General features: G+C 72.2%; 16 protein-coding genes and 7 pseudogenes. 14 read left to right on the top strand and 9 right to left on the bottom strand.

The window, feature by feature from the left end:
* Positions 1 to 1806: 1806 nt before the first annotated feature.
* Positions 1807 to 2943: a glycerophosphodiester phosphodiesterase family protein gene (locus ABD794_RS15425; protein ID WP_344963877.1), complete on the bottom strand. Its 1137-nt coding sequence runs from the start codon at positions 2941 to 2943 to the stop codon at positions 1807 to 1809.
* A 335-nt stretch (positions 2944 to 3278) separates the two neighbouring features.
* On the opposite strand from ABD794_RS15425, the pseudogene ABD794_RS15420 reads away from it, so the two are divergent.
* Positions 3279 to 3959: pseudogene (locus tag ABD794_RS15420) on the top strand (lysophospholipid acyltransferase family protein).
* Positions 3960 to 3987: 28 nt separating this feature from the next.
* On the opposite strand, the gene ABD794_RS15415 reads toward ABD794_RS15420, so the two are convergent.
* From ABD794_RS15415 to argH (ABD794_RS15395), 5 genes and pseudogenes are all read right to left on the bottom strand, one after another.
* Complete coding sequence (locus tag ABD794_RS15415) at positions 3988 to 4488, bottom strand: alpha/beta hydrolase family protein (protein WP_344963875.1); 501 nt, start codon at positions 4486 to 4488, stop codon at positions 3988 to 3990.
* A complete protein-coding gene (locus ABD794_RS15410) occupies positions 4428 to 4820 on the bottom strand; it encodes a hypothetical protein (RefSeq protein WP_344963873.1) in 393 nt (130 codons plus the stop codon). Before ABD794_RS15410 ends, ABD794_RS15415 begins: the two co-directional genes overlap by 61 nt.
* A gap of 200 nt (positions 4821 to 5020) precedes the next feature.
* Positions 5021 to 6585 (bottom strand): annotated as a pseudogene (locus tag ABD794_RS15405) (MFS transporter).
* On the bottom strand, positions 6582 to 7130 hold the full coding sequence (locus tag ABD794_RS15400; protein ID WP_344963869.1) for a TetR/AcrR family transcriptional regulator: 549 nt from the start codon (positions 7128 to 7130) through the stop codon (positions 6582 to 6584). The pseudogene ABD794_RS15405 and the gene ABD794_RS15400 overlap by 4 nt, the downstream one beginning before the upstream one ends.
* A gap of 63 nt (positions 7131 to 7193) precedes the next feature.
* Positions 7194 to 8521, bottom strand: a pseudogene (argH, locus tag ABD794_RS15395) (argininosuccinate lyase); the annotation flags it as partial.
* Here argH (ABD794_RS15395) and argH (ABD794_RS15390) point away from each other — a divergent pair.
* The 4 genes from argH (ABD794_RS15390) (at position 8483) to ABD794_RS15375 (ending at position 13078) form a co-directional block, all read left to right on the top strand.
* Entirely contained in the window at positions 8483 to 9886 is a 1404-nt protein-coding gene (argH, locus tag ABD794_RS15390; protein WP_344963872.1) for an argininosuccinate lyase, read from the top strand. The pseudogene argH (ABD794_RS15395) and the gene argH (ABD794_RS15390) overlap by 39 nt on opposite strands.
* Positions 9887 to 9949: 63 nt before the next feature.
* Positions 9950 to 10498: a TetR/AcrR family transcriptional regulator gene (locus ABD794_RS15385; RefSeq protein ID WP_344963869.1), complete on the top strand. Its 549-nt coding sequence runs from the start codon at positions 9950 to 9952 to the stop codon at positions 10496 to 10498.
* The gene (locus tag ABD794_RS15380; RefSeq protein WP_344963867.1) at positions 10495 to 12048 is read left to right on the top strand and encodes an MFS transporter; all 1554 of its coding nucleotides are present in this window, start codon (positions 10495 to 10497) and stop codon (positions 12046 to 12048) included. The genes ABD794_RS15385 and ABD794_RS15380 overlap by 4 nt, the downstream gene beginning before the upstream one ends.
* Positions 12049 to 12247: 199 nt before the next feature.
* Entirely contained in the window at positions 12248 to 13078 is an 831-nt protein-coding gene (locus tag ABD794_RS15375; protein ID WP_344963865.1) for an alpha/beta fold hydrolase, read from the top strand.
* Positions 13079 to 13107: 29 nt separating this feature from the next.
* On the opposite strand, the gene ABD794_RS15370 is transcribed toward ABD794_RS15375, so the two are convergent.
* A complete protein-coding gene (locus tag ABD794_RS15370) occupies positions 13108 to 13785 on the bottom strand; it encodes a lysophospholipid acyltransferase family protein (protein ID WP_344963863.1) in 678 nt (225 codons plus the stop codon).
* 248 nt (positions 13786 to 14033) lie between these two features.
* Between ABD794_RS15370 and ABD794_RS15365 the strand changes: the two genes are divergently transcribed.
* The 3 genes from ABD794_RS15365 to ABD794_RS15355 all read left to right on the top strand — a co-directional run bounded on the left by ABD794_RS15365 (position 14034) and on the right by ABD794_RS15355 (position 16375).
* On the top strand, positions 14034 to 15218 hold the full coding sequence (locus tag ABD794_RS15365; RefSeq protein ID WP_344963862.1) for a glycerophosphodiester phosphodiesterase: 1185 nt from the start codon (positions 14034 to 14036) through the stop codon (positions 15216 to 15218).
* A gap of 89 nt (positions 15219 to 15307) precedes the next feature.
* A complete protein-coding gene (locus ABD794_RS15360; protein WP_344963860.1) occupies positions 15308 to 15844 on the top strand; it encodes an RNA polymerase sigma factor in 537 nt (178 codons plus the stop codon).
* A gap of 42 nt (positions 15845 to 15886) precedes the next feature.
* On the top strand, positions 15887 to 16375 hold the full coding sequence (locus ABD794_RS15355; RefSeq protein WP_344963858.1) for a GNAT family N-acetyltransferase: 489 nt from the start codon (positions 15887 to 15889) through the stop codon (positions 16373 to 16375).
* Positions 16376 to 16554: 179 nt separating this feature from the next.
* Here ABD794_RS15355 and ABD794_RS15350 read toward each other — a convergent pair whose 3' ends face one another.
* A complete protein-coding gene (locus tag ABD794_RS15350) occupies positions 16555 to 16968 on the bottom strand; it encodes a hypothetical protein (RefSeq protein WP_425586029.1) in 414 nt (137 codons plus the stop codon).
* A 2-nt stretch (positions 16969 to 16970) separates the two neighbouring features.
* The gene (locus tag ABD794_RS15345) at positions 16971 to 17330 is read right to left on the bottom strand and encodes a hypothetical protein (RefSeq protein WP_344963854.1); all 360 of its coding nucleotides are present in this window, start codon (positions 17328 to 17330) and stop codon (positions 16971 to 16973) included.
* Between the two features lie 470 nt (positions 17331 to 17800).
* Between ABD794_RS15345 and ABD794_RS15340 the strand changes: the two are divergent.
* The 6 genes and pseudogenes from ABD794_RS15340 to ABD794_RS15315 all read left to right on the top strand — a co-directional run.
* Positions 17801 to 18855: pseudogene (locus tag ABD794_RS15340) on the top strand (methionine ABC transporter ATP-binding protein).
* A pseudogene (locus ABD794_RS15335) lies at positions 18852 to 19618 on the top strand (methionine ABC transporter permease). The pseudogenes ABD794_RS15340 and ABD794_RS15335 overlap by 4 nt, the downstream one beginning before the upstream one ends.
* A 95-nt stretch (positions 19619 to 19713) precedes the next feature.
* Positions 19714 to 20582, top strand: a pseudogene (locus ABD794_RS15330) (MetQ/NlpA family ABC transporter substrate-binding protein).
* 173 nt (positions 20583 to 20755) lie between these two features.
* Positions 20756 to 21397: a GNAT family N-acetyltransferase gene (locus tag ABD794_RS15325; protein WP_344963852.1), complete on the top strand. Its 642-nt coding sequence runs from the start codon at positions 20756 to 20758 to the stop codon at positions 21395 to 21397.
* A gap of 123 nt (positions 21398 to 21520) precedes the next feature.
* Positions 21521 to 22753 carry a precorrin-6y C5,15-methyltransferase (decarboxylating) subunit CbiE gene (gene cbiE, locus ABD794_RS15320; protein WP_344963850.1) on the top strand — a complete coding sequence of 411 codons (1233 nt, stop codon included), beginning with the start codon at positions 21521 to 21523 and terminating at the stop codon, positions 22751 to 22753.
* A 1738-nt stretch (positions 22754 to 24491) separates the two neighbouring features.
* Positions 24492 to 25208 (top strand): annotated as a pseudogene (locus tag ABD794_RS15315) (nitroreductase family protein); the annotation flags it as partial.

Genomic DNA, 25208 nt, shown 5'->3' with positions numbered 1-25208 from the left:
GGTGAGCAGTGACCGGATCCACCGGAGAGCTGCAACGCCGGTCTGGGCAAGGGCCCGGGGCGGCTGGTTGCGTGTCCTCCCCCCTGTGGGTGTACGGGGTGTCACGGTGGGGCCGCGCCGAGCGTCGCCGGTCGATCACGCACGCAGATGGCTCTGCCATTTCGGGCATGCGCCGCCTGGCGTACTCGCTGTCGGCCGACCTCCCCGGGTCGTCCGCGGTCGTGTTACCGCGCTCTCATCACGTACTCGATGGAGCGAGGGCGGGGAGGACGGCGCGGCTGGGCGGGCGCTGGTGTGCTGTGTGTTGCTGAGCTGGTCCGGTGTGCTCACGGTGGTGACGGACGCTGGGGACCTTCCTCGTCCCCGTGCGACCGGTGTGGTCGGACTACGGGATGGGTATCTGTTCTTCCGTGATCCCATGCCGGTGACGGCGATGGTGTGGTTGCGGAGGGCGGCTGCGGCCCGGTAGGGCCGCACCGCACAGCGCATTTTTTGCCCCTGGCCGCCTTTTCACCGTTTCTCACCGCGGCTCGCGGGCGTTTGTCCCTCAAACGTGACGGGCTGATTCAGCCCGTCCGGCGTTTGAGGACAGCGCGCGCAGCGTGCTGCTGCCGGAACGGTGAAAGACAAAGGCGGGCCAGGGGCAGAACCCCCCGAGATCAGCCGTAGTCGCGTACGCCGGCGTACCACCCGTGCTTCTCAGTGTCACCCACACCTTCTCTGACGCCCGTCCGGGCATAGCCCGACCACCGGCACACCGCAGCGCGACCCTCGCTCCGGCGCCTTACGGCGACTGGACAGCCGGGTCCCCGTACGGAGTGCTCGCGCGCGTAGGCGCTCCTCGACGGCGGTCAGCAGCCGTCCCCCCCAACCCGTGCCGCAGCAATCCGCGGGTGCACGATGAGCGCCGGCCAGCGTCGCCGACCGGACGGTCGACCGGAGGCGCGGACCGAGCCGACGACCCTCGTCGCGACGAGCCGGGCCACCAGGAGACATTCGGCGGCCAGTTCGGCCCGCAGCGCGGGCCAGGCTCTGGTGAGCGGTGTGCCGATGGAGTAGTCGCCGTATGAGCTCAGCCTCCCCTGGTATCAGATGGATTGGAGCGTTGATGGATCTGTTCGGGCGTCGTCCCCGCAGGCCGTCGCGATGGTCACAATCAGCCCATGTGCGCATTGCCTCCCCTGGTCGCCTCCCGTGGCGCGTGTTGACTATACGCTCCTTTCCCCCTTCCCCCGGGGTCAGGAAACCGCAATCGCCGCGGTGGAGCATTCGCGCAGGCATCCCAGCAACGGGAACGGATTGGGCCCCAGAGATCCTTGTGAGATACCAACTCCCCTGCGATTTCCGGCTAGGTCGGATCGCCGGAGGAGAGCAGTCCCGCATCAGGCCGGGGCAGCGCCCCGGGCACCGCCGGACCGCCGGCGCGCAGTTCCCGCGCCCGACTCGTCTCCGGCCAGCACGGCGCGTTCGACCCCGGAGTCGCGAGGGTCGGCCGGTTCGTCGGCGACCGGGTCGTAGGGCACCTCGCGCCCGGTGTGTGCCGGCGCGCGGCGCGGGCCTCGCCCGTACCGCGGCGCGTAACCGCCGCCCCCGGGTCCCGCTCCACCGGGGCGCGGTCGGCCCTCGCTCAGCAGCCGGACCCAGACGGCCTGGTTCGAGGTCGCCGCGTCCCACGCCGGCCGCGTGGGCCTCCGCGGCGCATTCCGCGCGCAACAGGCGGCGCAGCGAGGTGAGGGGAGGTCGTTTCGGTGTCATTTCCGGCGGGACGTGGGCCCGTGACGCGCCGGTTGCCGACGCGGAGGGGCGTCACCCTTCCGTGTCGGCAACCGTCGTGAGCTGACGCGTCAGCCCTTGCGTCCCGCCAGGAACGCGTCCCGCGCCAGCACCGCGGTGTCGCAGTTGTCCGAGAAGATGCCGTCGATCCCGGTGGCGAAGTACGTCTTGAAGGCGCCGAAGGCGTCGCCGTACGCGGCCGGGTCGGTGCCGCGACGGAAGTCGGCGGGCAGGAAGTTGTTCTCGTTGCGCATGGTGTACGGGTGGGAGGATCAGCCCGGCGCGTGGGCGTCGCGCACCAGCGTGGTGGGCTTGGTGAGCTTGCGTCCTTGTCCCGGGGGATGATCGTGTCGAGCCAGGGCCGATGCCGTCGGCGAAACCGGCGACCCACTTGAGGCCCTTGGGCGTGACCAGGTCGGCGGTGGTGCGCGGGTCCTTGGCCTCGACGAAGTCCCAGGGGCGGACGGGCAGGTCGTCCAGGAGCAGGATCTTGGGGCCGGCGACGCCGAGGCGGCCCAGCCGCTGGAGGCTGCTCGGCTCGAAGGACTGGAGGAAGGTGTGGCCGTCGCGGCCGGACCGCCCGTACCGGCGCAGCAGCTTGGCCAGCCGCTCCTCCAGGCCCAGGCCCAGCTTGCGGAAGTAGGTGGGGTGCTTGGTCTCCACGTGCAGCCAGACGCGCCGGCCGCGCTTGCGGCCCTGCTCGTCGGCCCCACTTGAGGACCTCCTCGAAGGTGGGCACGGACCAGCGGCCGTCGTACATGGTGTTGTGCTGGCGGAACTGCGGCAGGCGCTCCTTGGCGCGCAGCGTCTCAGCTCGGCGAGGGTGAAGTCCTCGGTGAACCAGCCGGTGTGGGCCTCGCCGTCCACGGTCTTGGTGGTCTTGCGGGAGGCGAACTCGGGGCGGGAGGAGACGTCGGTGGTGCCGGTGATGTCGTTCTCGTGGCGGCAGACGAGGTGACCGTCCTTGGTGGGGACGACGTCCTGCTCGATGACGTCCGCGCCGTTGTCCAGGGCGAACTGGTAGGAGCCGAGGGTGTGTTCGGGGCGGTATCCGCTGGCGCCCGCGGTGGCCGATGACGGTGGGCACCGGCAGGTCGCGGAAGTGGCCGCCGTGCCCGCGCCCGCGCGATGCGGCCGGGGCCGCCGGGGCCGCCGCCGCCGTGCCGGCACCCGCCGCCGAGGGCGACGGCTCCCGCGCCGAGGGCCGCCGCGGCCCCCAGTACCATCCGCCTGCCCGTCCGCTGCTCCTGCTGCATGTGATGTGCTCCTCGTAATGCGGGAGCCGGTGGTTCCGGCTCCTGTTCGGACGCGCAGATCGTAGGTGCGTCCGTCTTGCGTACAGAAGGCCTGTGCCGAAACGGAGTGAAAACTCACGTCAACACTGCGTATCGACTCGGTTAACCCGTTGTGCGAGGCTCTCGTACCCGCGAGTATCGTCCTCACGGCCACCCGGCCCGAGGGGCCTGCCCGGCCCGACCGCCCAGACACCGAACCCGGAGGATCCGTTGTCCCGCATCCTGCTCAAGGCGTTCCTCGGACTGCTCATCGCGCGTCCTGTACCGCCCCACGGTCGAGGGCATGGAGCGCATTCCCGGCAGCGGGCCGGTCATCCTCGCCGGGAACCACGTCACGTTCATCGACTCGCTCTTCCTCGCGCTGCTGGTCAAGCGCCAGGTGTTCTTCATCGGCAAGGACGAGTACGTGACCGGCAAGGGCCTCAAGGGCCGGCTGATGGCCTGGTTCTTCGGCGCGTCCGGGATGATCCCGGTGGACCGCGACGGCGGCCACGGCGGCGTCGCGGCCCTGATGACGGGCCGCCGGGTGCTGGACGAGGGCAACATCTTCGCCATCTACCCCGAGGGCACCCGCTCCCCCGACGGCCGCCTGTACCGCGGCCGCACCGGCGTCGCCCGGCTCGCGCTGATGACCGGCGCGCCGGTCGTCCCGTTCGCGATGGTCGGCACCGACAAGGTGCAGCCGAGCGGCAAGGGCCTGCCGCGCATCGCGCCGGTGACGGTGCGCTTCGGCGAGCAGCTGGACTTCTCCCGCTACGAGGGCATGGACCGCGACCGCTACGTGCTGCGCGCCGTCACCGACGAGGTGATGAGCACAGGGTGATGCAGCTGTCGGGCCAGGAGTACGTGGACGTCTACGCCACCAAGGCGCGGGCGTCGAAGGCCGCCTGACCCGACAACTCACCGGACAGCGCCGGGATCACGCCCCGCCGAGGCACCGCGGCTGGAAGCCCGGGTCGGCGGGGCCCTTGTGCTCCAGGGCGTTCAGCACCCACTGGTGGACGACCGGGTCCTTGGTGGCCTGGTCGTGCATGAACGGGTCGAGCGGGCACTTGTCCTGGAGCACGACGTTGGTCAGGTGCTCCTTCGGACCGGTCAGCAGGGCGCTGGTGTACGGGATGACGACCTCGTCGTGCCGGGTGGTGACGACGGTGTAGTCCGGCCCGGCCGGGGTCTCCTCGCCCTCGTTGAGCTTCTTCAGCAGGTCGGAACCGGCCCGCTGGTCGAGGCAGGACGGGCAGAAGGTGTAACCGGCCGGGATGGCCAGCGGGTTCTTCGTGCCGTGGTTGGAGGGGACGATGCCGATGAGGTCGTCCACCTTGTCGGCGCCGCCGAGGAACTTGACGTAGTAGCGGGGCATCATGCCGCCCTGGCTGTGGCCGACGATGTCGACCTTGGCCGCGCCGGTCGCGCCGCGCAACCGCCTCGACGAAGTCGCGCAGCTCCGCCGCCGCCTGCGGGATGGGGTCGGTCTCCATGTGGCCGTAGTTTGAAGGCGAAGACGCAGTAGCCGTTCTCCTTCAGCTTCGGGGAGAGCTTGGCCCAGTTCTCGGCCATCAGCTTGAAGGTGCCGTTGACCAGCACGACCGGCTCGGGGTGCGCCGAATCCGGCTTGCAGGACCAGTCGTTTGGCACCCTCGGCGGGATGTCGAGGATCGAGGCGGAGGCCGGGGCGGCCGACATGCCCGTGAAGGTGAGGGCGGCGGTGGCCGCGGCGGCGAGCAGCAGTCTCACTCTGGCGCGCAGACGCATGAGGGGGTTCCTTCCGCACGAGGAATCTCGAACCGTGTTCGGCAATACCGACCGGTAGCCGCGATATTTGCGTCCGCATAAGGATGCCGTCAAGAGAGCTTGCTCTCGGCAAATGTCACAGGGGCCGGGGGCTTGCCGCCCCGGCCCCTGTGGGGTTAGCTCATCCGAGCCCTGCGCCGCTCAGTGCGCTCGCACCTCGCTCAGTGCTCGGCCGCGCCCTCTTCCAGCCGCTGTCCGCGCAGCAGGAACCACGCGGCCACCGCCGTGCTCAGCAGCACCACCGCGCCGACGCCGGAGGCGATCCGCAGCCCGTCCACGAAGGCGTGCTGGGCCGAGGAGAGCAGCGCCGAGCCCGTGTCGGCCGGCAGCGTCACCGCCGCCTTGACGGCGCCGCCCAGCGACTCGTGCGCGGCGGGCCGCGGGGGCCTCCGGGACCCCGGCGGGCACCGTGAAGCCGCGGTAGACACCGGTGACGATCGAGCCGAGCAGCGCGATGCCGAGCGCCGCGCCCAGTTCGTACGCCGTCTCGGAGACCGCCGAGGCGGCGCCCGCCTGCTCCTTGGGCACGCTGGAGAGGATGACGTCGGCGGTGACGGTGAAGGAGAAGCCCGCGCCCACGCCGACGACCAGCAGCACCGCGCCCAGCAGCGGATAGGCGGTGCCGGTGGAGAGCCAGCCGAGCACCGCGAGCGCGGTGCCGATGGCCGCGAGACCTCCGGACACCACGCCCCGCACCGACCAGCGGCGGGCCGCCTGCCCGGCGAGCAGACCCGCCGTGACCGCGCGCCGATGGCGGGCCGGGAGTTCGGCCAGGCCGGCCTCCAACGGGTCGCGGTTCTGCACCAGTTGCAGGAACTGCGAGAGGAAGAAGACCAGCCCGGACAGGCCCAGGGACGGTCAGCAGGTCGGCCAGCACGGCCCCGGAGAAGCCCCGGTTGCGGAAGAGCCGCATGTCCAGCAGGGGCGCGGGCAGCCGCAGCTGGCGCCGGACGAACCAGACCAGCGCCGCCACACCGACCGCCGCCGCCGCGACACACCGACCTCCGGGCTCGCGCCGTTCGCCGCGCCCTCCTTGATCGCATAGACGACGGCCACGATGCCGGTCATCGACAGGACGACGCTCAGCAGGTCCCAGGGGCCTGGCGCCGGGTCGCGCGACTCGGGCAGCAGCTTGCTGCCGACCAGCACCAGCACGGCCATCACCGGCAGGTTGATCAGGAAGACCGAGCCCCACCAGAAGTTCTCCAGCAGGAACCCGCCGACCACCGGGCCCACCGCCGCACCGGCCGAGGCCATCGCGCCCCAGATGCCGATGGCGAGGCTGCGCTCGCGCGGGTCGTGGAAGAGGTTGCGGATCAGCGCCAGCGTCGAGGGCATCAGCGTCGCGCCCGCCACGCCCAGCAGCGCCCGGGCCGCGATCATCATCTCCGGGCTGGAGGCGTACGCGTTGAGCACCGAGACCGCGCCGAACGCCACGGCGCCGCACAGCAGCAGCTTCTTGCGCCCGATGCGGTCGCCCAGACTGCCCATGGAGACCAGCAGACCGGCGATGACGAAGGAGTAGACGTCACCGATCCACAGCAACTGGGTGCCCGAGGGACGCAGGTCCTCGCTGAGGAACGGCGTCGCCAGGCCGAGGACGGTGGCGTCCACGGCCCACCAGCAGTACGGCCAGGACCAGGACGGCGAGCGCCACCCAGCGCCCCCGGCCCGGCGCGTCCGGCCCCCTGGCCCCCGGCTGCCGCGTGATCGTTTCGCTGCTCACCGCTCCATCCTCCGCTGCGCACCGCCGAGCAGCAGCTCGGAGACCATCCGGGTGTGGTCCTTGGCGGCCACCCGGCCGTCCTGGACGGCCCAGGCACCGGCGCCGATCAGCCCGTAGAGCGCCTCGGTGAGCCAGGCCGGCGTGAGGTCGAGACGGAAGACGCCCTCCTCCTGGCCGCGCCGGAAGAGCGCCTGGACGCGGATGTCGAGCCGGTTCCAGCCCTCGTTGATGCCGGCCTCGTAGAGCTGGTTCTCGGTGAAGAGGAAGGCGAGGAAGCCGGCGACGGGCTCGGAGCGCGCGATCAGACGGCGTACGGCCTCGGCGGCGTCGCCCTCCTCCGGCCGGGCCTCGTCGAGGGCCCGCTCGAACTCGGCGATGCCGTGGTCCTCCAGGGCGCGCACCAGGGCGTCGCGGCCGGAGAAGTGCCGGTGGAGCGTCGCGCGGCTGACCCCGGCCGCCTTGGCGATCTCGTCCATGGAGGCCGTCGCCTTGCGGGTGAGCAGGGCCGCGGCGGCCCTCAGTACGTGTTCACGGTCGAGGCTCATGAGACGACGATAACCCGAATGAGACAGTGATGTCTCATTCGGGTCAATGTCGTCGCGTACGCGTCAGGACTGGCTCTTGTCCGCCCACTCCCGCTGGACGGCCAGGTCCGCCTTGACCTCCGTGAGCTGGACCGCGACCGCCGACGGGGCGGTGCCGCCGCGCCCGCTGCGGGAGGCGAGCGCGCCGGGCACGTCCAGCACGCCGCGGACCTCGGGGGTCAGGTGCGGGGAGATCGCGGCGAACTGCGCGTCGGTCAGCTCGTCGAGCTCGATGCCGTGCCGCTCGCACTCCTTGACGCACTCCCCGCCACCTCGTGGGCGACGCGGAACGGCACGCCCCGCCGCACCAGCCACTCGGCGATGTCGGTGGCCAGCGAGAAACCGGCCGGGGCCAGCTCCTCCATCCGCTCGCGGTGGACGGTGAGGGTCGCCATCATCCCGGTGAAGGCCGGCAGCAGGACCTCCAGCTGGTCGCAGGAGTCGAAGACGGGCTCCTTGTCCTCCTGGAGGTCCCGGTTGTAGGCGAGCGGCAGGGCCTTCAGGGTGGCCAGCAGACCCGTGAGGTTGCCGATCAGCCGGCCGGACTTGCCGCGCGCCAGCTCGGCGATGTCCGGGTTCTTCTTCTGCGGCATGATCGACGAGCCGGTGGAGAAGGCGTCGTGGAGCGTCACGAAGGAGAACTCCTTCGTGTTCCAGATGATCACTTCCTCGGCGATCCTCGACAGGTCGACGCCGATCATCGCCGTGATGAAGGCGAACTCCGCGACGAAGTCCCGCGCGGCCGTGCCGTCGATGGAGTTGCCCACCGAACCGCGCTCGAAGCCGAGGTCGGCGGCGACCGCCTCGGGGTCGAGCCCGAGGCTGCTGCCGGCCAGGGCGCCCGAACCGTACGGGGAGACCGCCGTCCGCCCGTCCCACTGCCGCAGCCGCTCCGCGTCCCGGGACAGCGCCTGGACGTGCGCGAGGACATGGTGCGCGAAGAGCACCGGCTGGGCGTGCTGGAGGTGGGTGCGGCCGGGCATCGCCACGTCCGCGTGCGCCTCGGCGAGGCCGACGAGCGCCTCCTGGAGGTCGGCGAGCAGCCCGCCGATGATCCGCGCGTGGTCGCGCAGGTACATCCGGAAGAGCGTGGCCACCTGGTCATTGCGCGAGCGGCCGGCGCGCAGCTTGCCGCCGAGCTCGGGGCCGAGCCGCTCCAGCAGGCCGCGCTCCAGGGCGGTGTGCACGTCCTCGTCGGCGACGGTGCCGGTGAAGGTGCCGTCCGCGACGTCCTTCTCCAGCCGGTCGAGGCCGTCGAGCATCCGCTCCAGCTCGTCGGCGGTCAGCAGGCCCGCCTTGTGGAGCACGCGGGCGTGGGCGCGGGAGCCGGCGATGTCGTAGGGGGCCAGGCGCTGGCCAAGCTGTCCGCGTCCGTCCACTTCGACTGGCGCCTGGCCCCCTACGACATCGCCGGCTCCCGCGCCCACGCCCGCGTGCTCCACAAGGCGGGCCTGCTGACCGCCGACGAGCTGGAGCGGATGCTCGACGGCCTCGACCGGCTGGAGAAGGACGTCGCGGACGGCACCTTCACCGGCACCGTCGCCGACGAGGACGTGCACACCGCCCTGGAGCGCGGCCTGCTGGAGCGGCTCGGCCCCGAGCTCGGCGGCAAGCTGCGCGCCGGCCGCTCGCGCAATGACCAGGTGGCCACGCTCTTCCGGATGTACCTGCGCGACCACGCGCGGATCATCGGCGGGCTGCTCGCCGACCTCCAGGAGGCGCTCGTCGGCCTCGCCGAGGCGCACGCGGACGTGGCGATGCCCGGCCGCACCCACCTCCAGCACGCCCAGCCGGTGCTCTTCGCGCACCATGTCCTCGCGCACGTCCAGGCGCTGTCCCGGGACGCGGAGCGGCTGCGGCAGTGGGACGGGCGGACGGCGGTCTCCCCGTACGGTTCGGGCGCCCTGGCCGGCAGCAGCCTCGGGCTCGACCCCGAGGCGGTCGCCGCCGACCTCGGCTTCGAGCGCGGTTCGGTGGGCAACTCCATCGACGGCACGGCCGCGCGGGACTTCGTCGCGGAGTTCGCCTTCATCACGGCGATGATCGGCGTCGACCTGTCGAGGATCGCCGAGGAAGTGATCATCTGGAACACGAAGGAGTTCTCCTTCGTGACGCTCCACGACGCCTTCTCCACCGGCTCGTCGATCATGCCGCAGAAGAAGAACCCGGACATCGCCGAGCTGGCGCGCGGCAAGTCCGGCCGGCTGATCGGCAACCTCACGGGTCTGCTGGCCACCCTGAAGGCCCTGCCGCTCGCCTACAACCGGGACCTCCAGGAGGACAAGGAGCCCGTCTTCGACTCCTGCGACCAGCTGGAGGTCCTGCTGCCGGCCTTCACCGGGATGATGGCGACCCTCACCGTCCACCGCGAGCGGATGGAGGAGCTGGCCCCGGCCGGTTTCTCGCTGGCCACCGACATCGCCGAGTGGCTGGTGCGGCGGGGCGTGCCGTTCCGCGTCGCCCACGAGGTGGCGGGGGAGTGCGTCAAGGAGTGCGAGCGGCACGGCATCGAGCTCGACGAGCTGACCGACGCGCAGTTCGCCGCGATCTCCCCGCACCTGACCCCCGAGGTCCGCGGCGTGCTGGACGTGCCCGGCGCGCTCGCCTCCCGCAGCGGGCGCGGCGGCACCGCCCCGTCGGCGGTCGCGGTCCAGCTCACGGAGGTCAAGGCGGACCTGGCCGTCCAGCGGGAGTGGGCGGACAAGAGCCAGTCCTGACGCGTACGCGACGACATTGACCCGAATGAGACATCACTGTCTCATTCGGGTTATCGTCGTCTCATGAGCCTCGACCGTGAACACGTACTGAGGGCCGCCGCGGCCCTGCTCACCCGCAAGGCGACGGCCTCCATGGACGAGATCGCCAAGGCGGCCGGGGTCAGCCGCGCGACGCTCCACCGGCACTTCTCCGGCCGCGACGCCCTGGTGCGCGCCCTGGAGGACCACGGCATCGCCGAGTTCGAGCGGGCCCTCGACGAGGCCCGGCCGGAGGAGGGCGACGCCGCCGAGGCCGTACGCCGTCTGATCGCGCGCTCCGAGCCCGTCGCCGGCTTCCTCGCCTTCCTCTTCACCGAGAACCAGCTCTACGAGGCCGGCATCAACGAGGGCTGGAACCGGCTCGACATCCGCGTCCAGGCGCTCTTCCGGCGCGGCCAGGAGGAGGGCGTCTTCCGTCTCGACCTCACGCCGGCCTGGCTCACCGAGGCGCTCTACGGGCTGATCGGCGCCGGTGCCTGGGCCGTCCAGGACGGCCGGGTGGCCGCCAAGGACCACACCCGGATGGTCTCCGAGCTGCTGCTCGGCGGTGCGCAGCGGAGGATGGAGCGGTGAGCAGCGAAACGATCACGCGGCAGCCGGGGGCCAGGGGGCCGGACGCGCCGGGCCGGGGGCGCTGGGTGGCGCTCGCCGTCCTGGTCCTGGCCGTACTGCTGGTGGCCGTGGACGCCACCGTCCTCGGCCTGGCGACGCCGTTCCTCAGCGAGGACCTGCGTCCCTCGGGCACCCAGTTGCTGTGGATCGGTGACGTCTACTCCTTCGTCATCGCCGGTCTGCTGGTCTCCATGGGCAGTCTGGGCGACCGCATCGGGCGCAAGAAGCTGCTGCTGTGCGGCGCCGTGGCGTTCGGCGCGGTCTCGGTGCTCAACGCGTACGCCTCCAGCCCGGAGATGATGATCGCGGCCCGGGCGCTGCTGGGCGTGGCGGGCGCGACGCTGATGCCCTCGACGCTGGCGCTGATCCGCAACCTCTTCCACGACCCGCGCGAGCGCAGCCTCGCCATCGGCATCTGGGGCGCGATGGCCTCGGCCGGTGCGGCGGTGGGCCCGGTGGTCGGCGGGTTCCTGCTGGAGAACTTCTGGTGGGGCTCGGTCTTCCTGATCAACCTGCCGGTGATGGCCGTGCTGGTGCTGGTCGGCAGCAAGCTGCTGCCCGAGTCGCGCGACCCGGCGCCAGGCCCCTGGGACCTGCTGAGCGTCGTCCTGTCGATGACCGGCATCGTGGCCGTCGTCTATGCGATCAAGGAGGGCGCGGCGAACGGCGCGAGCCCGGAGGTCGGTGTCGCGGCGGCGGTCGGTGTGGCGGCGCTGGTCTGGTTCGTCCGGCGCCAGCTGCGGCTGCCCGCGCCCCTGCTGGACATGCGGCTCTTCCGCAACCGGGGCTTCTCCGGGGCCGTGCTGGCCGACCTGCTGACCGTCCTGGGCCTGTCCGGGCTGGTCTTCTTCCTCTCGCAGTTCCTGCAACTGGTGCAGAACCGCGACCCGTTGGAGGCCGGCCTGGCCGAACTCCCGGCCGCCATCGGCGCGGTCACGGCGGGTCTGCTCGCCGGGCAGGCGGCCCGCCGCTGGTCGGTGCGGGGCGTGGTGTCCGGAGGTCTCGCGGCCATCGGCACCGCGCTCGCGGTGCTCGGCTGGCTCTCCACCGGCACCGCCTATCCGCTGCTGGGCGCGGTGCTGCTGGTCGTCGGCGTGGGCGCGGGCTTCTCCTTCACCGTCACCGCCGACGTCATCCTCTCCAGCGTGCCCAAGGAGCAGGCGGGCGCCGCCTCGGCGGTCTCCGAGACGGCGTACGAACTGGGCGCGGCGCTCGGCATCGCGCTGCTCGGCTCGATCGTCACCGGTGTCTACCGCGGCTTCACGGTGCCCGCCGGGGTCCCGGAGGCCCCCGCGGCCGCCGCGCACGAGTCGCTGGGCGGCGCCGTCAAGGCGGCGGTGACGCTGCCGGCCGACACGGGCTCGGCGCTGCTCTCCTCGGCCCAGCACGCCTTCGTGGACGGGCTGCGGATCGCCTCCGGCGTCGGCGCGGTGGTGCTGCTGAGCACGGCGGTGGCCGCGTGGTTCCTGCTGCGCGGACAGCGGCTGGAAGAGGGCGCGGCCGAGCACTGAGCGAGGTGCGAGCGCACTGAGCGGCGCAGGGCTCGGATGAGCTAACCCCACAGGGGCCGGGGCGGCAAGCCCCGGCCCCTGTGACATTTGCCGAGAGCAAGCTCTCTTGACGGCATCCTTATGCGGACGCAAATATCGCGGCTACCGGTCGGTATTGCCGAACACGGTTCGAGATTCCTCGTGCGGAAGGAACCCCCTCATGCGTCTGCGCGCCAGAGTGAGACTGCTGCTCGCCGCCGCGGCCACCGCCGCCCTCACCTTCACGGGCATGTCGGCCGCCCCGGCCTCCGCCTCGATCCTCGACATCCCGCCGAAGGGTGCCAACGACTGGTCCTGCAAGCCGGATTCGGCGCACCCCGAGCCGGTCGTGCTGGTCAACGGCACCTTCAAGCTGATGGCCGAGAACTGGGCCAAGCTCTCCCCGAAGCTGAAGGAGAACGGCTACTGCGTCTTCGCCTTCAACTACGGCCACATGGAGACCGACCCCATCCCGCAGGCGGCGGCGGAGCTGCGCGACTTCGTCGAGGCGGTGCGCGGCGCGACCGGCGCGGCCAAGGTCGACATCGTCGGCCACAGCCAGGGCGGCATGATGCCCCGCTACTACGTCAAGTTCCTCGGCGGCGCCGACAAGGTGGACGACCTCATCGGCATCGTCCCCTCCAACCACGGCACGAAGAACCCGCTGGCCATCCCGGCCGGTTACACCTTCTGCCCGTCCTGCCTCGACCAGCGGGCCGGTTCCGACCTGCTGAAGAAGCTCAACGAGGGCGAGGAGACCCCGGCCGGGCCGGACTACACCGTCGTCACCACCCGGCACGACGAGGTCGTCATCCCGTACACCAGCGCCCTGCTGACCGGTCCGAAGGAGCACCTGACCAACGTCGTGCTCCAGGACAAGTGCCCGCTCGACCCGTTCATGCACGACCAGGCCACCAAGGACCCGGTCGTCCACCAGTGGGTGCTGAACGCCCTGGAGCACAAGGGCCCCGCCGACCCGGGCTTCCAGCCGCGGTGCCTCGGCGGGGCGTGATCCCCGGCGCTGTCCGGTGAGTTGTCGGGTCAGGCGGCCTTCGACGCCCGCGCCTTGGTGGCGTAGACGTCCACGTACTCCTGGCCCGACAGCTGCATCACCTGGCTCATCACCTCGTCGGTGACGGCGCGCAGCACGTAGCGGTCGCGGTCCATGCCCTCGTAGCGGGAGAAGTCCAGCTGCTCGCCGAAGCGCACCGTCACCGGCGCGATGCGCGGCAGGCCCTTGCCGCTCGGCTGCACCTTGTCGGTGCCGACCATCGCGAACGGGACGACCGGCGCGCCGGTCATCAGCGCGAGCCGGGCGACGCCGGTGCGGCCGCGGTACAGGCGGCCGTCGGGGGAGCGGGTGCCCTCGGGGTAGATGGCGAAGATGTTGCCCTCGTCCAGCACCCGGCGGCCCGTCATCAGGGCCGCGACGCCGCCGTGGCCGCCGTCGCGGTCCACCGGGATCATCCCGGACGCGCCGAAGAACCAGGCCATCAGCCGGCCCTTGAGGCCCTTGCCGGTCACGTACTCGTCCTTGCCGATGAAGAACACCTGGCGCTTGACCAGCAGCGCGAGGAAGAGCGAGTCGATGAACGTGACGTGGTTCCCGGCGAGGATGACCGGCCCGCTGCCGGGAATGCGCTCCATGCCCTCGACCGTGGGGCGGTACAGGACGCGCATGAGCAGTCCGAGGAACGCCTTGAGCAGGATGCGGGACAACGGATCCTCCGGGTTCGGTGTCTGGGCGGTCGGGCCGGGCAGGCCCCTCGGGCCGGGTGGCCGTGAGGACGATACTCGCGGGTACGAGAGCCTCGCACACCGGGTTAACCGAGTCGATACGCAGTGTTGACGTGAGTTTTCACTCCGTTTCGGCACAGGCCTTCTGTACGCAAGACGGACGCACCTACGATCTGCGCGTCCGAACAGGAGCCGGAACCACCGGCTCCGCATTACGAGGAGCACATCACATGCAGCAGGAGCAGCGGCCGGGCAGGCGGATGGTACTGGGGGCCGCGGCGGCCCTCGGCGCGGGAGCCGTCGCCCTCGGCGGCGGTGCCGGCACGGCGGCGGCGGCCCCGGCGGCCCCGGCCGCATCGCGCGGGCGCGGGCACGGCGGCCACTTCCGCGACCTGCCGGTGCCCACCGTCATCGGCCACCGCGGCGCCAGCGGATACCGCCCCGAACACACCCTCGGCTCCTACCAGTTCGCCCTGGACAACGGCGCGGACGTCATCGAGCAGGACGTCGTCCCCACCAAGGACGGTCACCTCGTCTGCCGCCACGAGAACGACATCACCGGCACCACCGACGTCTCCTCCCGCCCCGAGTTCGCCTCCCGCAAGACCACCAAGACCGTGGACGGCGAGGCCCACACCGGCTGGTTCACCGAGGACTTCACCCTCGCCGAGCTGAAGACGCTGCGCGCCAAGGAGCGCCTGCCGCAGTTCCGCCAGCACAACACCATGTACGACGGCCGCTGGTCCGTGCCCACCTTCGAGGAGGTCCTCAAGTGGGCCGACGAGCAGGGCCGCAAGCGCGGCCGGCGCGTCTGGCTGCACGTGGAGACCAAGCACCCCACCTACTTCCGCAAGCTGGGCCTGGGCCTGGAGGAGCGGCTGGCCAAGCTGCTGCGCCGGTACGGGCGGTCCGGCCGCGACGGCCACACCTTCCTCCAGTCCTTCGAGCCGAGCAGCCTCCAGCGGCTGGGCCGCCTCGGCGTCGCCGGCCCCAAGATCCTGCTCCTGGACGACCTGCCCGTCCGCCCCTGGGACTTCGTCGAGGCCAAGGACCCGCGCACCACCGCCGACCTGGTCACGCCCAAGGGCCTCAAGTGGGTCGCCGGTTTCGCCGACGGCATCGGCCCCTGGCTCGACACGATCATCCCCCGGGACAAGGACGGCAAGCTCACCAAGCCCACCACGCTGGTGCGCGACGCCCACGCCGCCGGGCTGATCCTCCACCCGTACACCATGCGCAACGAGAACAACTTCCTGCCCGCCGACTTCCGTCGCGGCACCGACCCGGCCGCGTACGGCGACGCCTTCGGCGCCTTCAAGACGTACTTCGCCACCGGGATCGACGGCATCTTCTCGGACAACTGCGACACCGCGGTGCTGGCGCGGGACGCGTTCCTGGCGGGACGCAAGGGCTGACGCGTCAGCTCACGACGGTTGCCGACACGGAAGGGTGACGCCCCTCCGCGTCGGCAACCGGCGCGTCACGGGCCCACGTCCCGCCGGACATGACACCGAACGACCTCCTCACCTCGCTGCGCCCGCTGCTGGCCGCGGAATGCGCCGCGGAGGCCCCGGCGGCCGGCGTGGACGCGGCCGACCTCGAACAGGCCGTCTGGGTCCGGCTGCTGAGCGAGGGCCGCACCGCCCCGGTGGAGCGGGACCGGGGGCGGCGGTTACGCGCCGCGGTACGGGCCGAGGCCCGCGCCGCGCGCCGGCACACCCGGCGCGAGGTGCCCTACGACCCGGTCGCCGACGAACCGGCCGACCCTCGGGACTCCGGGGTCGAACGCGCCGTGCTGGCCGCCGAGTCGGGGCGCGAACTGCGCGCCGCGGTCCGGCGGCTGCCCGGGCGCTGCCCCGGCCTGATGCGGGCACTGCTCTCCTCCGGCGATCCGACCTACCGGGAAATCGCAGGGGAGTTGGGTATCTCACAAGGATCTCTGGGGCCCATCCGTTCCCGTTGCCTGGGATGCCTGCGCAGAATGCTCACCGCGGCGATTGCGGTTCCTGACCCCGGGGGAAAGGGGGGAAAGGAGCGTTAGTCAACACGCGCCACGGAAGGCGACCAGGGGAGGCATGCGCACATGGGCATGAGTGTGACCATCGCGACGGCGGGCGAGGACGACGCCGAACAGATCCTCAAGCTCCAATACCTCTGCTACCAGGGGGAGGCGGAGCTCTACGGCGACTACTCCATCGCACCGCTCACCCAGAGCCTGGCCGCGCTGCGGGCCGAACTGGCCGCCGGATGCGTCCTGGTGGCCCGGCTCGGCGACGAGGTCGTCGGCTCGGTCCGCGCCTCCGTCGACGCGTCCGGGGTCGCGACGCTGGCCGCGCTCATCGTGCACCCGCGGATGCGGCGGCACGGGCTGGGGGGACGGCTGCTTGCCGCCGTCGAGGAGCGCCTCGCGCGCGAGCACTCCGTACGGCTGTACCGGCTGTCCGTCGGCCGCCGGAGCGAGGTCGCGCTGCGGTTGTGCCGGGGGCGGGGCTATGCCCGGACGGGCGCGGAGAAGGTGCTGGTGACCCTGGAGAAGCGGGTGGTGACGCCGGCGTACGCGACGACGGGCTGATCGTCGGGGGGTTCTGCCCCTGGCCCGCCCTTTCACCGTTTCCGCAGCAGCACGCTGCGCGCGCTGTCCTCAAACGCCGGACGGGCTGAATTAGCCCGTCCGGCGTTTGAGGACAAACCCGCGCGGAGCGCGGTGAGAAACGGTGAAAGGGCGGGCCAGGGGCAAAAAACAGCGCGGCCCTACCGGGCCGCAGCCGCCCTCCGCAACCACACCATCGCCGTCACCGGCAGGATCACGGGAATGAACAGATACCCCATCCCGTAGTCCGACCACACCGTCGCATCGGGGAACGCGGACCGGTCCACCAGCGTCCACGTCCCCACCGTGAGCACACCGACCAGCTCCAGCACACAGCACACCAGCGCCGCCCGCCGCGCCGTCTCCCCGCCCCGCACCAGCGAGTACGTGATGAACGCGTACACGACCGCGGCGACCGCCGACAGCGAGTACGCCAGCGGCGCATGCCCGAAGTGCAGAGCCATCTGCACGATCGACCGCGACGCCGCGGCCACCGTGAACACCCCGTACACCCACACCAACAGCCGCCCCGGGCCCTTGCCCAGACCGGCGGCGCTCTCCGTGGATCCGGTCACGCTCACCCTCCCCAGATGTCGTAGAGCCGCACCTGCAGCACACCCAGGACCACCGCGCCGGCCGCCACCGTGGCCGAACCCCAGCGGGTCCGCTCGGTCAGCGACACGAAGCCGGCGCCCGGGATGCAGGCCGCCGCGCCCAGCAGATAGGCGACGAAGATGGCCGTCCCCTTGGCGGGCCGCTCGCCGCGGCTCAGCTGCACCACGCCGATGACCAGCTGCGCGAGGGCGAGTACGGTGACCACGGCCATGCCGATGAAGTGCCAGTCCTTGGTGGACTGGTCGCGGTAGAAGGCGTGGCCGCACCACACGGCGAGCGCGAGGGCGGTCAGACCGACCACGAGCGTCAGGGCGTCGATCACCGCGACCCCCGGGCGGCACGTGCGGCACGTGCGGACGAGACAGGCATGCAACGACTCTAGACCGCGCCCACGGCACCACCGCGCCCGGCCCGGGTGTCCGCATTTCAGCCATCCGAGTCCATCATTCGGACAACCTTTACTCATTCGCTCACCCGTCTGTTTTACTTGCCCGCATGACCACGACGAGCACCCGCACTCTTGCGACCGAGGCGATGACGACGCCCGGTGCTGCTCGTTGCATGTGTCGAATGTGTGACCGCTGAGGGCCCCCGTTCTGAGCCTCGCGCCCCGAAGCGAGACCCGAAGAGCCCGCGTCCGACGAAGGACGGCGCGCTCTCCTCCCTCCGCGACACCGGAACCCCCGAGCCGCGCGCCATCGGCGCCCCGGGGGATCCCCATGCCGCGTTTCCGCAATGAATTCCCGTGCGCCGGCACCCCACTGCCGGGCACTCGACAGTGACGGAATCCCTGTGATCACCACCAAGGGCCTGACAAAGGTCTACCGCTCACGCGGCCGCGAGGTCACCGCCCTCGACGGCGTCGATCTGCACGTGCGCGAAGGCGAGGTGTACGGCGTCGTCGGACAGAGCGGCGCCGGCAAATCGACCCTCATCCGCTGCGTCAACCTCCTGGAGCGCCCCACCTCCGGCACGGTCACCGTGGCCGGTCAGGACCTCACGGCGCTCGCCGGCCGGGGGCAGCGCGCCGGCGCCGAGCTCCGCCGGGCACGCAGCAGCATCGGCATGATCTTCCAGCACTTCAACCTGCTCTCCTCGCGGACCGTCCAGTCCAACGTCGAGCTGCCGCTGGAGATCCTCGGGCTCTCCGGCAAGGAGCGCTCCCGCAAGGCCCTGGAGCTCCTCGACCTCGTCGGCCTCGCCGACAAGGCCAAGGCCTACCCGGGCCAGCTCTCCGGCGGCCAGAAGCAGCGCGTCGGCATCGCCCGCGCCCTGGCCGGCGACCCCAAGGTGCTGCTCTCCGACGAGTCGACGTCCGCGCTCGACCCGGAGACCACCCGCGCGATCCTCCAGCTGCTGCGCGACCTCAATCGGCAGCTCGGCCTGACCGTCCTCCTCATCACGCACCAGATGGAGGTCGTCAAGACCATCTGCGACTCCGCGGCGCTGATGAAGGCGGCCGCGTGGTGGAGCACGGCACCGTCGCCGAACTCCTCGCCCAGCCCGGCTCCGAGCTGGCGGCCGAGCTCTTCCCCGTGGGCGGCGAGCCCTCCGGCCCCGACCGCACCGTCGTGGACGTCACCTTCCACGGCGACGCGGCCACCCAGCCGGTCATCTCGCAGCTGTCGCGCACGTACAACATCGACATCTCGATCCTGGGCGCCGCCATGGACACCGTCGGCGGCAAGCAGGTCGGCCGGATGCGCATCGAGCTGCCCGGCCGCTTCGAGGAGAACGTCGTCCCCATCGGCTTCCTGCGCGAGCAGGGACTCCAGGTCGAGGTGGCGCCCGTGCACACCGGCGAGGCGACCACCGCCGACGCCCTCCTGAAGGAAGGTGCCAAGTGACCTGGAACGAGATGCAGCCGCTCCTGCGCGACGGCTGTCTCGACACCCTCTTCATGGTGTGGTGGTCGGCGGTGTGGACCGTCATCGGCGGCCTGCCGCTGGGCATCCTGCTCTACCTCACCGACCGCGGCGGCCTGCTGCAGAACATCGTGGTCAACAAGGTCGTCGGCGCGGTCGTCAACATCGCCCGGTCCGTGCCCTTCATCATCCTGATCGTCTGGCTGATCCCCTTCAGCCGCCTGGTCATCGGCACCTCCATCGGTCCCAGCGCCGCCGTGGTGGCCCTGACCATCGGCGCGATCCCGTTCTTCGCCCGGCTGGTGGAGACCTCGCTCCGCGAGGTCGACCACGGCCTGATCGAGGCCGTGCAGTCGATGGGCGGCGGCACCTGGACCGTGATCTTCAAGGTCCTGCTCCCGCAGTCGCTGGCCTCCCTGGTCGCCGGACTCACCACCACCGTCATCGCCCTCATCGGCTACTCCGCGATGGCCGGCGCCGTCGGCGGCGGCGGGCTCGGCCAGGTCGCCATCAACTACGGCTACCAGCGCCAGGAGCACGGCTGATGAACATCACCATCGTGCTGCTCGTCGCCATCGTCACCGTCGTCCAGCTCGCCGGCGACCTGACCGTACGCCGCCTCGCCCGCCGCACCGGCCGCCAGGCCGCGCCCGTCGGACTGCGGCGCCTGCGCCCCGCGAAGCAGGCCGCCGTGCCCGCGCAGCGGAGCGCCGACGAGCCCAAGGCGGCCGTCGAAACCCCCTGAACCGCCGGGGCCCTTCGCCGGCCCCGAGGAAACACCACGAGCCCGGACCCTTTGCCGGGTGGCAACACCTCGTGAGAACAAGAAAGGCACTCTTCGTGCGTACCACCGTCAAGCTTTCCGCCGCCTTCGTGGCCGTCACCGCGCTCACCCTCGGCCTGAGCGCCTGCAGCGCCCCCTCCGACACCTCCGCGTCCTCCACCAAGAAGGGCAAGGACGCCGACCCCACCGCCAAGCTCGTCATCGCGGCCAGCCCCACCCCGCACGGCGACATCCTCAACTTCGTCCGGGACCACCTCGCGGAGAAGAACGGCCTGAAGCTGGAGGTGAAGGAGTACAACGACTACAACGTGCCCAACACCGCCGTCCAGAGCGGTGAGATCGACGGCAACTTCTTCCAGCACAAGCCGTACCTCGACGACTTCAACAAGAAGAACAAGACCGACATCGTCCCGGTCGTCAACGTCGAGATCGAGCCGCTCGGCCTCTACTCGAAGAAGGTCAAGAAGACCTCCGAGCTCACCGACGGCGCCACCATCGCCGTGCCCAACGACGCCACCAACGAGGGCCGCGCCCTCAAACTGCTCGCCGACAACAAGATCATCGAGCTCAAGGACGGCGTCGGCTCCTCCGCCACCCTCAAGGACGTCAAGGACGCCAAGGGCGTCAAGTTCACCGAGCTGGAGGCGTCCCAGATCCCGCCGCGCCTCGTGACGTGGATGCCGCGGTGATCAACGGCAACTTCGCCATCGGCGCCAAGCTCAACCCGGCCCAGGACTCCCTCGCCCTGGAGAAGGCCGAGGGCAACCCCTACGCCAACTTCCTCGCCGTGAAGAAGGGCAACGAGCAGGACCCGCGCATCGTCAAGCTCGCCAAGCTCCTCAACTCCGACGAGGTCAAGAAGTTCATCGAGGAGAAGTTCCGCAACGGCGCCGTCATCCCGGCGTTCGGCGCCGTCAAGAGCTGACACCTTGTAACCTCAGCCGTCTCGGCGGCCGCAGGCCCCGCACCCGCCACGCATGCGTGTGCGGGGCCGCCGCGCTCGGCACCCATAAGGTCATACGGCATGCTGGGTGCCGAGACCCGTCCGGGCACCCGGACGGAACCGAGCCCACCCCGCCCCCGGCGTTGGAGCAGCGCATGACTTCCACCTTTCCGGACATCTCCATCAGTACGGACCGGCTGGTGCTGCGCCCGTTCGACGCGACGGACGTCCCCGCGCTCACGGAGATGATGAACGACGAGCTCATCACCGCCTGGACGTCCGCCCCCCACCCCTTCACCACCGCCGACGCCCGCGAATGGGCCCTGCGCACCGCCCCCGCGGAACGCCTCGCGGGCCGCGGAATCGTCTTTGCGGTCACCGAGTTCCTCACCCACCGCCTCGTCGGCACCGTGCGCCTCCACCACACCGACTGGCGGACCCTCTCCACCGAGGTCGCCTACGTCACCGCCCCCTGGGCCCGCGGCGAGGGCTACGCCTGCGAATCGGTCCTGGCCGTCGCCCGCTGGCTGTTCCGCGACCAGAAGTTCGAACGCCTCGAACTCCGCACCGCCGCCGACAACACCGCCTCCCAGCAGGTCGCCCAGAAGATCGGCTGCATCAGCGAGGGCGTCCTGCGCAACGCCTGGATAGCCCGGAGCCGCACCGAGGACGGCGGCTGGACGGACATCCGCAGCGACCTCATCGTCTGGAGCCTGCTCCCCGAGGACCTCGACGAGGTGCGCGCCCCGCAGACCGGCGGCACCGGCTACGCCGCCGCGTTCCCCGGCTGGCGCTGACCGCCCCGCGCGCACCCGTGCGCCCCGCGGCCGGACGGTGGTCCGGACCTGCCGGGGTACTCTCACCATGCCCGCCCGCGGCGGGCACCGACGACCCCAGACGAGCCCAGGAGACAGACGACGATGGCCGACCGGGTCACGGTGATCGGATGGGACGGCTCACCGCTGACGGACGCGGCCCGCTCCGCCGTGGGCGCCGCCACCCTCGTTGCCGGAGCCGCGCACCACCTGGCGCTGCCCGAGATCCCGCCCGCCGCCGAACGCATCCGCCTCGGCAGCGTCGACCTCGCCGCCCGGCGCATCGCCCGGCACCGCGGCACCGCCGTCGTCCTCGCCGACGGGGACCCCGGCTTCTTCGGCGTCGTCCGCACCCTGCGCGCCCCCGAACACGGCCTGGAGGTCGAGGTGGTGCCCGCCGTCTCCTCCGTCGCCACCGCCTTCGCCCGCGCCGGCATGCCCTGGGACGACGCCCAGGTCGTCGTCGCCCACAGCCGCGACCTGCGCCGCGCCGTCAACGTCTGCCGCGCCCACCCCAAGGTCTGCGTCCTCACCTCGCCCGGCGCCGGCCCCGCCGAACTGGCGCTGCTGCTCGGCCCCGTGCACCGCACCTTCGTCATCTGCGAACAACTCGGCACCACCCGCGAACGGGTCACCGTGCTCACCTCCGACAAGGTCGCCGACCACGCCTGGCGCGACCCCAACGTCGTCATCGTCATCGGTGGTCCGGGCGCGGAGGACGCCACCGTTCCGCCGGGCCAGCGGACCGGCGGCTGGATCGCCGGCCGCGACCCCGGCCGGCTCCCCGGCCCGCGCGGCTGGGCACTGCCCGCCGACGCCTACGGGAGCACCCCCGGCGAGGGCGAGGGCACCGAGCTGCGCGCCGCCCAACTCGCCCGGCTGGGGCCCCACGTCGGCGACCTGGTCTGGGACATCGGCTCCGGCAGCGGCGCCGCCGCCGTCGAGGCCGCCCGGTTCGGCGCGGCCGTCATCGCCGTCGACCGGGACGCGGACGCCTGCGGGCGCACCACCGCCGTCGCCCGCCACTACGGCGTCCAGCTCCAGGTCGTCCACGGCACCGCCCCGATCGTCCTGGAGGACCTCCCCGAGCCCGACGTCGTCCGCGTCGGCGGGGGCGGCGCGCCCGTCGTCGCCGCCTGCGCCGACCGCAGGCCCGAGGCGATCGTCACGCACGCCGCCACCCGGGACGAGGCCGAGGCCGTCGGCCGGGTCCTCGCCGAGCGCGGGTACGCGGTCGAGTGCACCCTGCTCCAGGCCGTGGGGCTCGACACCGCGGCCTGGGCGGAGCGCGAACGGGCCGTTACCTTCCTGCTGAGCGGCCGTCGTCCACACCTCTGATCCCGCACCCGTGATCCCGACCGGCCGGGCGGACGGTAGGCTGGCGGATCGTTGTGCGGCGGCCCGGTGTCGGACACCACAGGCACCAATGTCCCGGACGCGCCACCTTTTTTGGCGGCGCGCACGGCAGGGTGGCACCGGGACGGTACGCCAACGTGCCGCGAGACATGGACGCTCGTTCTTGCTATGGCGTGAGCGGTTGGAAGGAGCACTACCGATGGGCGAGGGGTACGCATGACCGACACCGGCCGGTTCCCGGGTGAGGGACAGCCGGAGAACGCAGGCGCACAACCCGGGCACCCGCTCCCCGCGGACGCCGCGGCTCCTGCCGACACCGGAGTCCCGACAGTCCCCACCGTCCCGCCGGCGCCGCCGGCACACGATGACGGGACCCTCCACCTACGCCTTCCTCGCCGACGGGACGGCACCGACGAGGACGACCTGCTGCTGATGCCGGGTGCCCAGGGCGCCTGGATGGAGCAGCCTCCGCGCCCGGCGGCACCCACGAGACGGGCGGCCGGGACACCGCCGCCGCCGTCTTCGAAGAGGTCCGCACCCCGCCGCCGGCCCGCGCCCGTCGCGCCCCGCCGGCCCCTGCACATGGGCCCGCCCGACCCGTCCTCCAACGGCCTCGTGCGCTCGCTCGCCGACCGCGGCCCGGCCGCGCCGCAGCAGCCGGTCGGCTCCCCGGTCCCGCAGCCGCCGACGGCCGCCCCCGGACCCGAGTACCTCGACGCGCCGCGCGCCGAGGAGGCGCCGCGCCCGGTACGGGCCGTGGCCCAGCCGGGCATATGGGACGCCCAGCCGGAGACGCCCGCGGCGCCGGCCGAGGGGCCCGCCGCCGAGCCCGTCGTGGCGTTCGTCCCGCCGCAGAGCACGGGCGCGCCGCAGGTCCGGCCGACGGCCCGTCCGCCGCGGCTCCCGTGGCGGCTCCGGTCGCCCCCGAGCCGACGGCGGCCGTGCCGGCCCAGCTCGCCCCTGTGGACCTCGTCCAGCCGGAGGCGCCCGCGCCGCAGCAGGCGGAGACGGTGCCGCCGGCGCGTACGCCCGCGCCCGAGGAGACTCCGGCGCCGGCGCCCGCCGCGGTGGAGCCGGTGGCCGAGGCTGCTGTTGCTCCCGTTGAGCCCGTTGCCCCTGCTCCGGAGCAGGCTGCTCCGGAAGCTGCGGAGCCCGCCGCCCGGTGGCGGCCGAGCCCGCCGTTCCGGCCGTCGCAGAGCCCGCCGCTGTCGTTGCCGCCGAGCCGGTCGCCCCTGTCGCGGCCGAGCCCACGGCTCCGGTCGCGGCCCCCCGTCGCCGAAGCTGGCCCGCGGCCCCCGTCGCCTGAACCGGTCGTCCCCGCCGTGCCGGAGGCCGTTGCCGCCGAACCGGTCGCCGCCGAGCCCGTCGCCCAGGCGCCGGTGGCACCGGTGGCGCAGGCGGAGCCCGCGCCCGTGGTCCCGGAGGCCGAGGTTCCGACGGAGGCCGCCCGCTCCGGCTGCGGCCGAGCCTGTCCGTTCCGGCCGTCGCGGCGCCGGCCGAGGCTGCCCCGGTGGCCGAAGTCCCGGTTCCTGCCGAAGTCCCGGCCCCTGTCGAGGCCGTGGCAACTGCCGAGGCCACCCGCGGCCGTTGAGGTTCCTGTTGCCGATGATTCCGTTTCCCGACGTTGCCGATGTCATCGACGTAGCGCCCGCCGCCGGGCAGGGGGCCGTTCAGGCCCCCGAGCCGCAGGTCCAGGGCGTCGAGGCGCCGGTGGCCGCGGCCCGAGACCCCTGCCGCGCCGCAGCCCGTCGCCGTGGCCGAGCCGGCCCCGTCCCCCGTCGCCGAACCGGCGCCGCAGCAGGTCCCCGAGGCCGCTGTGGCGGAGGCCGCGCCCGTCGAGCCCGCAGTCGTCCAGCCGGAGCCGCAGGCCCCGGCGGCCGCTCCGGCTCCCGCTCCCGCCGAGGCGGAGCAGCAGGCCGAGCCCGGCCCCGGTCGCCGAGGCCGTGCCGCAGCAGCCCGCTGCCGCGGAGCCCGGGCCGGAGACCGTCGAGGTCACCGCGGAGCCCGCCGCCGAGGCGGCCCCGCAGCTCGTCCTCGTCGAGGAAGAGCCCCCGGCCGAGGAGACCGAGCAGGTCGCGGTGGAGCCCGAGCCCGTCCTTCCGCTCGGCCCGCCCGCCGACGGCTACGCGGCCGCCGAGCGCGAGGCCGTGCACCGGGTCATGCGCGAGCGCCGCGACATCCGCAACGGCTTCCGCCCCGATCCCATCCCGCACGATGTCCTGCTGCGCGTCCTGGAGGCCGCGCACACGGCGCCCAGCGTCGGGCACTCCCAGCCCTGGGACTTCGTCGTCATCCGCTCCGCCGAGACCCGGCGGACGATGCACGAACTGGCCACCCGCCAGCGCGTCGCGTACGCCGACTCGCTGCCGAAGGCACGGGCCAAGCAGTTCAAGGAAATGAAGATCGAGGCCATCCTCGACACGCCCGTCAACATCGT

This window comes from Streptomyces thioluteus (assembly GCF_039535865.1).
This window is presented reverse-complemented; position numbering and strand designations above follow the sequence as displayed.